Here is a 13,804-nt window from a genome sequence, read left to right as displayed (position 1 = left end):
GGAGGCTACTGGCAATCGCAAAGGACAACTTGGGGCGTGAAGGCCAGCCTGCGCCTCATATCGGTACGGCAGCCAGCGCCACCGCATTCTTGCCGCCGCGCTTGGCGGCGTACATGGCATGGTCGGCGCGCGCCAGCCAGGCATCGAGATCGGGCTTGTCGCCCGGCGCAAACACCGCGACGCCAATGCTGGCGCCCACGGTGACGTCGGTGGTGCTGAGCGCATACGGCTCGCGCAGGCGGTCGAGCAGCTTCCAGGCAGTTTCCTCGGCATCGGTGCGCGAGGTCAGCATTTCCAGCACGACGACGAATTCGTCACCCGCCAGGCGCGCGACCATATCGGTCAGGCGAATCGCGCCGGCAAGACGCGCGCCAAACTGGCGCAGCAGCTCGTCGCCTTCTTCGTGGCCGTGGTTGTCATTGACCGCCTTGAAGCCATCCATGTCGATGAACAGCAACGCCGCCGGGCGCCCGCCCCGGCTGGCGCGGCCCATCGCCTCGGGCAGCGTTTCAAGCAGCGCCCGCCGGTTCGGCAAGCCCGTCAGCACATCGCGCAGCAGCAGTGCCTGCAGTTCCGCCGTGCGCTGCGCCACCTTCGATTCCAGGTGTTCATTCATCTGCTGCAAGGCGCGCCGGTATTGCTCTTCGCTCTCGACCAGGTTGCGCATCGTGCGCGACAGCATATTGGCTTCGTAGAAGCCCTGGATATGCGGAATCGTCGGCAACTCGTGACCGCTGGCAGTGGCTTCCGTCACCCGCTCGATCGCTTCGCCCAGCCGCGTCATCGGACGCGCCAGGCGCTGCGCCAGCAAGGCCGCGACCACGGCCAGCACCACGCCCAGCAAGCCGCTCCACATCAGCATCCGGTGCTGCAGCAGCTTGGCGCTCTGTAACGCCTTGTCTTCGTCCTGGCGCACCAGCACCGCCCAGTTCAGCGACGCCTGGTTGCCGATCTGGCCCGTCTGGCTATAGCCGGTGAGATAGGTACGCCCATCGGACCAGGCCTCGCGCAGCGCGCCCGTGTCACCCAGCCTGGCGCGGCGCAGGCTTTCCGTTGAAATCTTTTTCTCGACCAGTTCCTGCGGGCCAAGCATGACGGTCCCGTCATTGCGCACCACCAGGATCTCGGCGCCGTACTCGCGCAGCGCCGGCGTGAGGAGCTTGCGCGCCTGGCGTCGTGCCCAGTCCCAGCTCAGGTGCAGGCCGAGCACGGCGAACATCTCGCCGTCGTGGCTGAAGACGGGCGTGGAGACATCGACAAAGCGCCACGGATCGCTACCGTGGGGCATGAGCTTTTCAAGCATGACGGCAGGATGGTAATCGGTAGCGCGCACGCCCACCTGACCCGACTTGAACCACGGCCGGGCGCTGACGTCCGCGCCTTCGAGCAGGCCTTTGGTGGAGGCAGTGACCTTGCCATCGATGTCAGCCAAGCCGATCCAGGCGTAATCGGGGAATGTCTGCTGCAAGCTTTCCAGCGCAATGCGTGCGGACGCCGGGCTGCGCGCGTTGCGCACTTGCGGCAAGGCGGCCAGCAGGCGGGCGTCGCCCGTGGCCTGCTCGACCACGCGGTTAAGCGAATCGCGCATCTGCCATGACAACTGTTGCAGGCGAAGCTGCGCTTCAGCATTGGCCTGGCGCACCGCAAAATGGTTGACCACCGCCAGCAGCAGAGCGACCGTCAGTGTCACCGTGGCGCACACGGCCAGGGTCATCAGGGTGGACAGTCGAAATCTACAGAGCAAACCTTGCATGTGCGGTATTAGCAAACGGGTAATAGCTCATCATGATAGCGCCGAAACCGGGAGTGAATTCGGATTAATTCAGATGCGCCGTGGAAATACATTTCCGGGCCGCTATTTTGGATGAATTGCAACACTGTAACGGAGATCGCGGCCACTGACCATCTTTACGCCGCGATGGCACCCCAACCCTGGCTGCGCTCGGGTACTGCCGGTGCGCTGGCTGGTCGCGTACTATTACCCGACAACTGCTCAACCACCAATCAAGAGGCCCATTCATGCTGCATCGTTCCCTTTCTCCCCTGCTTGCCATGTCGCTCATCGTGGCTGCCTCTGGCGCAACGGCGTCGCCGGGCGCACCGGTGATCGCCATCGACACGGGCAAGGTGGCAGGCTCGACCGATGCAGGCATCGCCAGCTGGAAAGGCATCCCGTTCGCCGCCCCGCCGGTGGGCACGCTGCGCTGGCGCCCACCCGCACCGGCCAAGCCGTGGCCGGGCGTGCGTCAGGCTACCGCCTACGCGGCCGATTGCATGCAAGTGCCCTTCCCCAGCGACGCTGCGCCACTGGGCACGACGCCAAGCGAAGACTGTCTGTACCTGAACGTCTGGAAGCCGGCCGATGCCAAGGACAAATTGCCCGTGATCGTCTGGATCTATGGCGGCGGCTTCGTCAACGGCGGCGCGTCGCCCCCAACCTATTCCGGCGCTGAGCTGGCGAAACAGGGCGCGCTTGTCGTCAGCTTCAATTACCGCATCGGGCGCTTCGGTTTCTTTGCCCATCCACAGCTGACGCGCGAGACAGGCACCAGCGGCGGGAAAGGCGTGGTTGGCAACTACGGCTTCATGGATCAGATCGCCGCGCTGGAATGGGTCAAGCGCAATGTGGCGGCGTTTGGCGGCGATCCGGCGAATGTCACGATCGCCGGTGAATCGGCGGGCGGCATCTCGGTCAATACGCTGCTGACTTCGCCAATGAGCAAGGGCTTGTTTGCCAAGGCAGTCGTGATGTCAGGCGGCGATGGCGGCACGGCGGCGACGCCGCTGGCGGACATCGAACGCATTGGCGTGAATTTCGCCGCCGAAAAGGGCATCGCCGCGGACGATCCAAAAGCGCTGGAGAAACTGCGGGCGCTGCCGGCCGATACGATTGCCGACGGTTTGAACCTGGCCAACTTCATGCAGCGCGACAAACCGACATACCACGGGCCATATGTCGACGGCAAGCTGGCCATCGATTCACGCGCCGCGTTTGCCGAAGGCCGCATGCACAAGGTGCCGGTGATGATTGGTGCAACCAGCGCGGATATTGGCGGCAAGACCGGGTATATGGTGGCCGGTGCGCGCAGCCTTGCCGGCACGCTGGCCGGGCACGGCGCGCCCGTGTATGCGTACCGCTTTTCCTACGTGCACCAGGCCAATGAAAAACCGGGCGCTGGCGCCGGGCATGCCACGGATATCCCGTTCTTCTTCGACACGGTGGCCATCAAGTACGGCGCGCAGGCGACGGCACGCGATCTTGGCATGGGCAAGGCGATGAGTACGTATATGGTGAATTTTGCGAAACGCGGGGATCCGAACGGCGCCGGACTGCCGGTGTGGGAACGCTATGCGCGTGCTGCCGACGCAATCATGGACTTCACCGCCAACGGCACCGCAGTGATGGGCAAGGATGCCTGGGGCGCCGACATCGATGCGGCTTCACCGACGCCCGCCAAGGCTGGCGAGCGGCGCTGAAGCGCCAGCCTTCGGCGCTCGGATTTACATCAGGCCAGTTGCGGCTGGAACGTAATTGCGTTCGGGCGGCGCGTCGTGACGGCCTGAACCTGCGCTGACACGGCGGCCGGCGCGACCTTGAACACACTGACGCGATCGGCCAGCCCGGCAGCGCTTTGCTGCAACGAGGTGGCCGCGCTGGCGGCTTCCTCGACGAGGGCGGCGTTCTGCTGCGTCACTTGGTCCATCTGGCTGATCGCATGGTGAATCTGCTCGATGCCCGAGCTCTGCTCGGCGCTGGCCACGCTGATTTCACCCATGATGCCCGCTACCCGGCGCACACTCTGCACGATCTCTTCCATCGTTGCACCGGCCTGGTCAACCAGGCGCGTGCCCGCATCCACCTTGCTGACGGAGTCGCCGATCAGCTCCTTGATTTCCTTGGCGGCACTGGCCGAGCGCTGCGCCAGATTGCGCACTTCGCTCGCGACGACGGCAAAGCCACGGCCCTGCTCACCGGCACGCGCCGCTTCCACTGCTGCATTGAGCGCCAGGATATTGGTCTGGAACGCGATGCCATCGATGACGCCGATGATGTCGACGATCTTGCGGGCCGACGCGTTGATCTCGCCCATGGTACCTACGACTTCGGTCACGACCGTACCACCACGGGTGGCGATCTGCGTGGCCGAGGCCGCCAGCTCATTGGCCTGGCGTGCATTTTCTGCATTCTGGCGCACGGTGCTGGTCAGCTCTTCGACCGATGCGGCCGTCTCTTCGATGGCGCTGGCCTGCTGTTCGGTACGCGCCGACAAGTCCATATTGCCGGCGGCAATCTGGGTCGACGCCGTGGCGATCACTTCACTTTCGCTACGCACATCCTTGACGATACCGGCCAGCGACGCGGTCATGTCACGCAGGGCCGCCAGCAGCTGACCGAATTCATTGGTCGAGTTGACCGGCGCCTGGACACTCAGGTCGCCATCGGCCACACGGCGTGCCACGGCCACGGCTTGCATCAGCGGCGTATTGATCGCACGGATCAGGTAGAACGCGGCACCGATGCTGAGCAGAATGGCCACGACGATGGCGGCAATCACGACCGTGTTAAGTACGGCCAGCTCCTGGTGCAGTTCCTTGCCCTGGCGGATGTTGCGATCGCTCATCAGCTTCTGCAGTGCCGCAAATGCCTCGGTCGACTTGTTGTAGGTCGGGTTGATCTGCTTGCCGAGCATCAGGTTGGCATCATCCCATTGACCCGATTGAATCGCGCGCATGGCATTGCCGATCATGTCGATGCCCAGGTTGTCGCTGGCCGTCATCCATGCAGAAAAACGCTCGCGCGTTTCGGGGAAGCGCAGACTCGCCTGCAGCTCCTGCTGCTCCTTGCGCATCTCTTCGCTGTTCTTGGCGATGAAGTCGCTGTGGAACGTCAACGGGTGGTTGTGCAGCGACGCGTGCTTGTTTTCAGGATTGTGCTGCAGCGCCTGCAGGATGTGGCTGCGGTTGGTTTCCATACGCATTTTCAGGTCGGACATGCCGATCTGCTGGTTGGCCGTGGTGAGCGCGAGGTTTTCGAGGAGATCAACGGAGCGCTGCGTGGCGTGGTAGCCAAGGGCGCCGACGGTGATCACGGCAAGGATGAGCAAGCCGATGACGGCGGCGATCAGATGCTTGATGCTGAAGTTTTTCATGATGGATGGGAAGTGGGGCGCGAGCGATGTCGCTGAGGAGGTCGATTATCCACAAACCTCGGCCAGATTTCGAACAAGAAACATGGCTTTCCGTCTGACAATATTTACAGTTGTTTCCTAGACACTTATGTGTTGCCGCCCTTCTCGTCCAACGACATCACGCGACCAACGCCGCGCTATCGGCTATCTGTACGCATTTACCCCAGCTGTACCCACGGTATGCTGTCTAGTGTCTTTTTAATTTTGACAACATTGCGCTTGAGACTGAGTCAAAACTACCGTGCCGACTAGCCACGCAATAAATTATTCACTTATCGAGCTGTTCCGGAACGTCAGGCCCTCACACTTCAGCGAAAGCACACATCGGCGTTAATGCGGCATATGGCTGCGCGCACGCGCGTCATCGACATGTCTAGTCATGTTTCCAACGTAACCAAAGCGCGCTCGCTATATGGTGGCGATGAGATGGCAACGCTCAGCCACGTCAGCAGACTGGCGTGAAGAAGTCGCCTGAAAACGTCGGCAAAGCGGCAGGACTCGCTCTTGCAGTATGTCGAGATACTCATGAAAAATCGCTTTTTACCTAGCATGAGAAAAAGTTTCGATACGGACATTCAGTAAATCATTGATGAAACCCCTTACCATTAATGCTTCCAAATCATCAATCATCCCATCATCGATGTGATACGCACTGAAATAACAAGCCAGATCAAATAATTCAAGTTGAGTGTCTTTCGGCTGTCGCAATTTTTCGTAGCCTGGCTTAAATTCTTGGTTTCGGTTCGGATGATTTACGAGCGATATTTTTTGAATATCCCGCTTTCGATTATAAGCAAGATTCATTTCTTTCCATATCGTCTGCTCCTTGGCTTTACCTACATATAATGCACTTCCCCGAGAATCATAAAATATATATATACCGTAGCTTTCACAAAGGGCATCTCTCAACCCTTTTGCATATAAATTTGCACTAACTCCTCCATTGAAAACCAACCAACCGGCACTTTTCGGCGATTCACACCTACTAATCGCATATAGTTCAACTATCGGTTGAATTGTATCGAACTGGGACTTGCGCACTGCTGCAGAGCGAGATTTTGCGAGAGCTGATGCAACCTGCAATGCACTCAAATCTTCATCTCTGTTTTTCCAGTTAATAAGCGTTCCTACCGTTATCCCTAATACGTTGGCGAGTTCAGATTGCGAAGTAGTACCAAGTTTTTGGGATAACGCCGAGATGAGTTCTGCAGCCTTCATGTTCTATAATCGTCCATATTTAATTAACTCAACCGTAAGTTAGAACTTACCGACATCCGACATCCCGAACCCTGACCAAGGTAAACAATGCCGACACGTTAGTCTACCATCTTGCCCTGGATCTACTGTCTATCGGTGTCCTGCACAATAGACAAAAGCATCGTCACACCCGGACCATTTACATCCATGACTTGCTTGTCATGGTCTCTAAAGTCATTAAAATAATCAATAACTTCATCCAAACCGGGGCTGTTTCTAGGTTTACCTTTCATTGTTCTGCTCCCCATCTGCAACACATCGTTGACGATAGAAGACCAGCCACCAGCGAGCCTGTCTTTATAATCGTAGGTTTTCCCAGTAGAAAAAGTTATTAACTTGTAGAGGAAAAATCCGAATTTGTGTTTATGCTCGACATTCCAAGGACTCAATCTAACAGTTGGATTGCCACTCAGGAGCAAAAGGTACTGAAATGCACTACTTCTATGCTCTCCCCATGAAGGCATAGCTCTGGATGCGTTGCCTGCAGAAGTCCTCTCCCAAAATGCAGACGCTTTGTATGAAAATTCATTATCTAAATCGTAAAACCATCTTTGGGTTTGATTATCGATAGCTTCTGATTTTTTTGCTTGAAAAAAACTGGCTTGAGATGTTATTACATTCTTTTCGCTATCAACAAAAACATGCAGACAAAGCAAGTCTGCCAATTCACATGTTTCGGTCGAATTCGTACCCTTCTTTTTCAGGCAATTCCTTGAAGTTCGCTTTATATATGGTCGCTGATGCGCAAAAACTCCACCAAATTTTATGACAAAACGGGATTGCGCTCCATTTATCAATGTAGCGACATTTTTATTTAGAAAATCAATTCCCTTACCTTTTTCCATTACAAAGCTTTTTATAATTTCGGGCTCAGAGAGTGAGAAGTCGCACAGGAGCCATGCGTCATTAACACTCTTTATTATCTGATTTTTATGCTTTGCTATTTCTTCTATGGCATCTGATATTTGGTGATGGTTAGTCATATTTCGAAATTTAAAAAGTAAAATAATTTAATCTTAATATTTCAACAACTTCATTCGAATTCAATAATCTCCATTTGTCCGAATCCGGCTAGCCATCTTCAAGCTCCAAAATTATTTTAAAGACTGCGCCAGAGGAAATAAACGTACTATCAAAAGCAAAGTGAGTACTGAAATAAAAATTAAAATACCTGCCAGAATTACTTTGGATATCATATGCATGCAATGGGGCAGCTCGTCGATGTGAAGAAGCGCATACGCCGCCAGATTGACAAATTTCCCGTCCCTTACGAAACAACTCCCCCCATTTCTCAATCAATACACGCTACAAATGCTGAACCTTTTTCCCTTCTCTACTTGAAGTCCAAATCAGGAATCGTGAGGGGCGTAGAGGTCACAGCCGAATCGACCTCGATAGGATAGCATTGTGCTCATTCTTAAAAATACGCATATTCTCACCGCATCACGATTTGAAGCCATGAAGCCGTAAAGTTTTCCTTCACCACTCATTGATGCAATAACACGTAAAGAATGCCTACCAAAGACAGAATCCAACACACGTCAGAGTGTCACACGGCGTTGGTCCGGACTTATCGATATCTGAATAGGGGGTAATTTCCCCAAGAGATTGACATGACGGGGAAGAAGTTGCCATTGAAGTGAGAAATCATCGGCGATCACCGCAGCGAGTTTCCGGTAAATATGCTTTGCCGTAGGTTCGCTATCAGCCTCAGTCTGCCTACGCGTTCGGAATGGCCCGGCCAAGTGTATGCAGTCATAATCGTGCCTCGCGTGCAGAATCGTCAGGCTCAAGGCAGCCCATCGCTGCGCGCCTGGCGCAGTGAAAATGTGGCGTTTGCTCAATGCCAAAGACATCGAATGCAGCAAGCACCGCGTAAGGCGGCTATGCAAGCTGGAATATCCAGACGCCTCGTATCAAGCGTTTTCACCCGATTCAAGCATGGTAGAGGGTCAAACCATGGAAGAGGGCCAGGTCCGGCAAATCGACACGGCCTCGACACTAAGGTCGCACGTTATGATGGCAATGAGCCTGTGCCTGTTTTCCGAAATTGAACCCAGCCATTTGATCCCTTTCTCACTATGCGACAGGTCGATTGACGAGATCAGGCACTGTGCCGACATTCGGTTCGTAAAGATGACAATCGACGGGAAGCTCCTCAGCAGTGTCTACGATACGAGGAGGCGGAGGGCTTACGCGGAGCTAGCGGAGGTTTCAGTGCTATCAACCACATGAATCAAAGAAGAATCAACGCGTTAGGCAGTGTAGTCCACCCATACCAGCGCCAATATGAACTCTTAGACGGCCGCTCCGCTGTCGGGTAATCCTAACGGGCACCGCAGAACAGGTAACACCTCCTCCAAACCTGGCGCGATGAGTTTGCTTTTGGAGAGAAATGCACGCCTCTGCTGCTGTTTTATCAGACTCGCCGCAAAAGCATCAGACAACCCAAGAGGTAGCGCTGTCGGAACCTCAATTCGGCGGCGGGCCAATGTTGCTTGGATGGCTTGACGGAGAACAGCCTCATCAGTCTTTGCGTAGGTCGCAAGAAACCACATATCGAAATAATCTTTCAAACGTGTGTTGGTCATAGCCAGACTGACGATCGCTTCGTACTTCTCGGCGATCACGGTTTATACCGGATAGGCACGCAGCGATGGCGGCGCGACATCTTCAAGAAGCGCCGGAAATTACACGAGTTCTGCCGCTGGCGTAATGGCATCGCCATAGCCAATGTCGATCTGCACCAAGCAGCGCGCAACGCGCAACGTCCAGTTTGCCGGTCAGCGTCACACGCACACCCTCATAGTTGGCGTCCTTGCGAATCCGCGCTGCCTGCACGCTAGTTTGGTCGAAGACCATGCCATCGTCAGACGTCTGAACACAGACCTGCTGAAAAACTTCGACCAGGTCGTCAATTTCGGACGGCCCGAAGCCAAGCAAGTCGATGTCACGGGTCGGCCGGTGCGGCTGATCGAACCACAGATCGAAGAGGAGCGCGCCCTTCAGCAAAAACTGATCGGCCCAGGACGAGACGCTCAAACGGTACAACAGCCGCTCGAGCGAATACCGCGTCAGGATCAGGTTGAAGTCTATCCTGTCGGCCTTCGCGCGATTCAGTAACCGTGCACGCACCGATGCGCCACGATTCGCTGCTTTCATACGGCCCCCACTGTTTCCAGATACGGTCGCATGACGTTCGCTACCCGGCAGATCTCGGCATAGCACCACAGGTCGTCCATCGTCGCGCGTTTATCGTTCCAGGCTTCACGCAAGGCCTCGAGCGCTACGTCGAGGCCGATCTTGTTGCGGAATTTGAAGCAGTCAGCAACCGTCTTCGCAACATTAAACGCGCGTACCTGGGCACCACCAACGTCTACAATCTCGACGCCCTCGGTCATTGCCAACCCCGACATGCGGATGATCCGGAGCGGCGGATAATCGAAGCGCGGAGCACGGGCCTTGTGTGGGATGGCGAGCCAGATGTCGGACGACTGCTGCGTAGTCAAATCATGAAAACGCAGCGCGGAAAGCAGGCACAGCACCCCGCTTTCGCTGCGTGCAGCTACTTCAGCAAAGCTTTCGTGCTCCGACGCAGCCCGGTCGGGCAGCGTATACAGCCCGCGGCCGAGTTTGAGCAGCCGCCCGTCGTCGGCCAGCGAGGCGAGCAGCGCGCGCGGTGCACCGGCAATGTCGACATCTCGTGTACGCAGTATGCCTTTAGACTTTGCAAGTGCAAGAATTCGTTCAGCTGATTCGCTCATGTGGCCAGTCTATACAAAAGATCGGCACTTATCCATATTTGCCGACATATTGTGCATTGCTTCTCAATATGATTACTCGACTGGACAGGAGGACTGCGAACTGCAACGTTGAAATTCCCTCGATGAGAAGACGAAAAAAAGCCCCAGCATGTGGGGCTCTTGCTTAGTATCCTTGGCGGAAGCGGTGAGATTCGAACTCACGAACGGCTCACACCGTCGGCAGTTTTCAAGACTGCTGCCTTCAACCACTCGGCCACGCTTCCTGTTGCACGGCATTATACATAATCATCGGCTGCGTGAGGGAGTTCTGTCCTCTCACCCCACCAACGCCCAGTTCTCCCGCAACGCCTTCTCGAACGCATACGCCGGCAACGGCGCCGCATACAAATACCCCTGCACCTCATCACACCCTGCCCCGCGCAAGAACGCCAGCTGGTCCAGCGTCTCGACACCTTCGGCAATCACACGCAAACACAACTGCCGCGCCATACTGATGATCGTCCCCGCAATCGCGCAATCGCTCCCATCCGCCGGAATCCCCATTGTGAACGACCGGTCGATCTTCAAGGTATGAATCGGGAACCGCTTCAGATACGACAGGCTCGAGAACCCGGTCCCGAAATCGTCCAGCGACAGCGACACGCCCAGCGCCGTGATCTGGTCCATGATCGCCGTCACACGATCCACGTCGTGCATCAGCGTGCTCTCGGTGATCTCCAGCTCCAGCCACGACGGGTCGAGCTGATAGCGCCGCAGTGTGGTGGCCACGCGTTCCGGCAGCGACGGCGTGAACTCGCGCGCCGACACGTTCACCGCGACGCGGAATGGGGCGATGCCCGAGCGCTGCCAGATCGACGCCTGCGCGCAGGCTTCTTCCAGCACCCACTCACCCACCTGGACGATCAGGCCCGTGGTTTCAGCCAGCGGGATGAATTCGCCGGGCGGCACGATGCCGCGCTCGGGATGCATCCAGCGCACCAGCGCTTCCGCGCCCACCAGGCGGCCGCTGGCGATTTCGAACTTCGGCTGGTAGTACAGCACCAGTTCGCCATTGCCCAGCGCATGGCGCAGGCCGGATTCGATGCGCATGCGCTCCTGCATGCCCTTGTTCATGTCCTGGCTGTAGAACGCGACGCTGCGGTCCGGGTTGGCGTCGTCGCCCTTTGCCCGTTCCATCGCGATGTCGGCCAGCGCCAGCAGCGTTTCGGCGTCGTTGCCGTCCTGCGGGTAGACGCTGATGCCGATGCTGGCGCCCACGCGCAGGTCGTGGCCGCCGATGATGAAGGGCGCGTCGAGCGCGGCCTGCAGTTTCTGCGCCACCGTGGTGGCTTCGAAGTGCTGGCGCACGTCGGCCAGGCCCACTGCGTATTCGTCGCCCGACAGGCGGGCCACCAGGTCTTCGTCGCGCAGCGTGGCCTTGAAGCGCTGGCCGACCTGCTTGAGCAGTTCGTCGCCGATGCGCCGGCCCAGCGTGTCGTTGATGCGCTTGAAGCGGTTCAGATCGATGAACAGGATGCAGCCGGCCGTCTCGTTGCGCTGCGCCACCATCAGAGCCTGGTCGACCAGGCGCGCGAACAGCGTGCGGTTTGGCAGGCCGGTCAGCTCGTCGTAGTAGGCCAGGTGGTGCAGCTGTTCTTCGGCCTGCTTGCGTTCGGTGATATCGGTCAGGTAGGCGATCAGGCCGTTCGGGCGGCCGGCCAGGTCGCGCAGTGGCGAGAGTGACAGGCTGGCCCAGAAGATGTCGCCCGACTTCTTGCGGCGTTTCACCTCCATCATGCGTCCGCCGTGCTCCGCGAACAGGTCGGGCAGCGCACCCTCCTCGTCGCCCAAGTCTTCGTCGGCGTACAAGAACAGGATGTTGCGGCCCACCGCTTCGAACGATGTGTACCCGAACAGGCGTTCGGCGCCCCGGTTCCAGCTGGTGATATAGCCCATCTGGTCCATCGTCAGCACCGACTCGTGGATCTGGTCGAGGATCTGCGACTGGTGTGCCAGTTGCGCTTCCATCTGGGCGTAGGCGTGGGTCGAGCGCTGCGCCAGCGAGTGCATCTGCATCAGGCTCGCCGTCAGTTGCGCGAGCGCGGCGAGCGCGTGGGCGCTGGCCCCGGCATGGTCGTCAAAGCCGCTCACTTCATACCAGCCGAATTGCTCGAGGCCCACCGCCACCGCATGGCGCAGCAAGCGTCCGCCCGGCGGACCGGGGTCGACCAGGCCCGGGCCGGCCACGAAGCGGCCCTGTGCGCTGCCCGTCAGGATGCGCGCCAGGCGACCCAGCTCCGTGGCCAGCGCGTCGCCGCGCAGGCGCAGGACGGCGTCGCAGACGGCGCTCGTGCCCTGGACGAAGGCGGTCGGGGCCAGGTCGCGCACGTCAGACATTGCGGCCTACCTCGATCGCCCAGTGGTAGGCATGCAGCTGGCTGCTCCACCAGTGCTCCAGGCTCACGCCGGCGGCCTGCAGCACCGTCTCGGTCGGATTGGCGTCGACCAGTTCGAGCCACGCGCCCAGCTGGCCGCTGTGATGCACGAGCGCGCCGTAGACGTCCTCGGGCAGGTAGAGCTCGGCCGCGATCTCGGACATCGGCATGTGCAGCAGCCGGTCGAGCAACGAGAACACGCCAGTCATGAAGGCCAGGTCCTGCGCGTCGCGGTCGTCGCCCTGCAGGCGCGCGAGCGCTTCGAGCTGGGCGCCGCGGCGCGCGGCCAGGGGCAGCAGCAGGTTGGGCAAGCCGTCCGGTTGCTGGCGCGCGTACAGCAGCAGTTGCAGCCAGCGCTGCAACTGGCGCCGACCGAGCACCGTGATCGCCTGGCCAAAGCTGGTCACTTGCGTGGCGACGGTGAACGCGGCCGAATTGACCAGTTTGAGCAGGTTGTAGGCCAGTGCCGGATCCTGCTTGACTTGCTCTTCGAGCTCGCACGAGTCGGCGTCGCGCGCCAGCAAACCGAGCAGCGTGAGGATGCGGCGGCGCGAACTGCCGTCGTCGTCAGGCGACGGCGCGATGTCCGGATCGTAGGCGTAGTCGCCGATGAACCAGTCAAAGCCGGCGATCTCGCAACCGAAGAAGCGGCGCGCGCTATCGACGCCGTAGGCGATGTGCGGGGCGAACAGGGCCACCAGGCGTCCGGGCGGCAATGGGGCGACGCGGCAGTTGCGCGCGACCGAGCGCAGCGCGGGCGGCGCGGTGACGCCGTCGGGAATATCGCCGTCCAGCCAGATGCGGTAACCGCAGGCATGCAGTTCGACGAGCTTTTGCGCCACGCCATCGGTGACCAGCGCGTTTGCGTCGATCACGAAACCGACGCGATCGGCGGGCAACAGCGCCAGCACCTCGGCGGTCAAATGGAGCGGGTCGTCCAGCGTCAGCAGGCAGTCGAGTGGCGCGACGGCGGCCAACAGGTCGGGCGTGCCGAACACGGTGTGCAGGCGCTGCGACAGGTCGGCGCCCGGCGCCAGGCGCACGTTGAGCGCGACCCATTCATTTTGCGCATTCGCGACCGGCTCGATTGCCACCAGCGGATATGTTTCCTGCTCTGCCATGGAAAGTTTCAAAGTAGTATCCAGGCAATCTTATTGCACCGAATGCCATAAAGCAAATC

10 protein-coding genes and 1 tRNA gene are annotated in these 13,804 nt (G+C 58.6%); 1 reads left to right on the top strand and 10 read right to left on the bottom strand.

All coding sequences use genetic code 11. The annotated features are described in order from the left end of the window. Positions 1-55: 55 nt before the first annotated feature. Complete coding sequence (locus HD842_RS02740; RefSeq protein ID WP_229424567.1) at positions 56-1,714, bottom strand: diguanylate cyclase domain-containing protein; 1,659 nt, start codon at positions 1,712-1,714, stop codon at positions 56-58. A gap of 305 nt (positions 1,715-2,019) precedes the next feature. Here HD842_RS02740 and HD842_RS02735 point away from each other — a divergent pair, with 305 nt between their 5' ends. Next, positions 2,020-3,477, top strand: a complete 1,458-nt coding sequence (locus tag HD842_RS02735) for a carboxylesterase/lipase family protein (protein WP_183550610.1) — start codon at positions 2,020-2,022, stop codon at positions 3,475-3,477. 29 nt (positions 3,478-3,506) lie between these two features. Here HD842_RS02735 and HD842_RS24340 read toward each other — a convergent pair whose 3' ends face one another. From HD842_RS24340 to HD842_RS02695, 9 genes are all read right to left on the bottom strand, one after another. Then, positions 3,507-5,150: a methyl-accepting chemotaxis protein gene (locus HD842_RS24340; RefSeq protein WP_183550607.1), complete on the bottom strand. Its 1,644-nt coding sequence runs from the start codon at positions 5,148-5,150 to the stop codon at positions 3,507-3,509. 579 nt (positions 5,151-5,729) lie between these two features. Further along, on the bottom strand, positions 5,730-6,407 hold the full coding sequence (locus tag HD842_RS02725) for a helix-turn-helix domain-containing protein (protein ID WP_183550604.1): 678 nt from the start codon (positions 6,405-6,407) through the stop codon (positions 5,730-5,732). 122 nt (positions 6,408-6,529) lie between these two features. Further along, entirely contained in the window at positions 6,530-7,429 is a 900-nt protein-coding gene (locus HD842_RS02720; protein ID WP_183550601.1) for a hypothetical protein, read from the bottom strand. Positions 7,430-8,743: 1,314 nt separating this feature from the next. Then, positions 8,744-9,076, bottom strand: coding sequence for a nucleotidyl transferase AbiEii/AbiGii toxin family protein (locus tag HD842_RS24250; protein ID WP_370660777.1), 333 nt, complete (start codon positions 9,074-9,076; stop codon positions 8,744-8,746). A 43-nt stretch (positions 9,077-9,119) separates the two neighbouring features. Beyond that, positions 9,120-9,608 carry a nucleotidyl transferase AbiEii/AbiGii toxin family protein gene (locus tag HD842_RS24245; RefSeq protein WP_267875150.1) on the bottom strand — a complete coding sequence of 163 codons (489 nt, stop codon included), beginning with the start codon at positions 9,606-9,608 and terminating at the stop codon, positions 9,120-9,122. Continuing rightward, on the bottom strand, positions 9,605-10,210 hold the full coding sequence (locus HD842_RS02710) for a type IV toxin-antitoxin system AbiEi family antitoxin domain-containing protein (protein ID WP_183550598.1): 606 nt from the start codon (positions 10,208-10,210) through the stop codon (positions 9,605-9,607). Before HD842_RS02710 ends, HD842_RS24245 begins: the two co-directional genes overlap by 4 nt. Positions 10,211-10,383: 173 nt before the next feature. Further along, a tRNA-Ser gene (locus tag HD842_RS02705) sits at positions 10,384-10,473 on the bottom strand. 52 nt (positions 10,474-10,525) lie between these two features. Further along, a complete protein-coding gene (locus HD842_RS02700) occupies positions 10,526-12,586 on the bottom strand; it encodes a putative bifunctional diguanylate cyclase/phosphodiesterase (RefSeq protein WP_183550595.1) in 2,061 nt (686 codons plus the stop codon). Further along, positions 12,579-13,757: an HDOD domain-containing protein gene (locus HD842_RS02695; RefSeq protein WP_229424566.1), complete on the bottom strand. Its 1,179-nt coding sequence runs from the start codon at positions 13,755-13,757 to the stop codon at positions 12,579-12,581. Before HD842_RS02695 ends, HD842_RS02700 begins: the two co-directional genes overlap by 8 nt. Positions 13,758-13,804: the final 47 nt, after the last annotated feature.

The sequence above is a fragment of the Massilia aurea genome (genome assembly GCF_014200505.1).
Lineage (GTDB): Bacteria > Pseudomonadota > Gammaproteobacteria > Burkholderiales > Burkholderiaceae_D > Telluria > Telluria aurea_B.
Note: the sequence above shows the minus strand (reverse complement) of the source record. Positions and strands in the feature narration are given on the sequence as shown.

Coding starts and splice junctions, on each gene's coding strand:
- HD842_RS02740 (WP_229424567.1), bottom strand. CDS start 1,714: ATGACCCTGGCCGTGTGCGCCACGGTGACACTGACGGTCGCTCTGCTG.
- HD842_RS02735 (WP_183550610.1), top strand. CDS start 2,020: ATGCTGCATCGTTCCCTTTCTCCCCTGCTTGCCATGTCGCTCATCGTG.
- HD842_RS24340 (WP_183550607.1), bottom strand. CDS start 5,150: ATGAAAAACTTCAGCATCAAGCATCTGATCGCCGCCGTCATCGGCTTG.
- HD842_RS02725 (WP_183550604.1), bottom strand. CDS start 6,407: ATGAAGGCTGCAGAACTCATCTCGGCGTTATCCCAAAAACTTGGTACT.
- HD842_RS02720 (WP_183550601.1), bottom strand. CDS start 7,429: ATGACTAACCATCACCAAATATCAGATGCCATAGAAGAAATAGCAAAG.
- HD842_RS24245 (WP_267875150.1), bottom strand. CDS start 9,608: ATGAAAGCAGCGAATCGTGGCGCATCGGTGCGTGCACGGTTACTGAAT.
- HD842_RS02710 (WP_183550598.1), bottom strand. CDS start 10,210: ATGAGCGAATCAGCTGAACGAATTCTTGCACTTGCAAAGTCTAAAGGC.
- HD842_RS02700 (WP_183550595.1), bottom strand. CDS start 12,586: ATGTCTGACGTGCGCGACCTGGCCCCGACCGCCTTCGTCCAGGGCACG.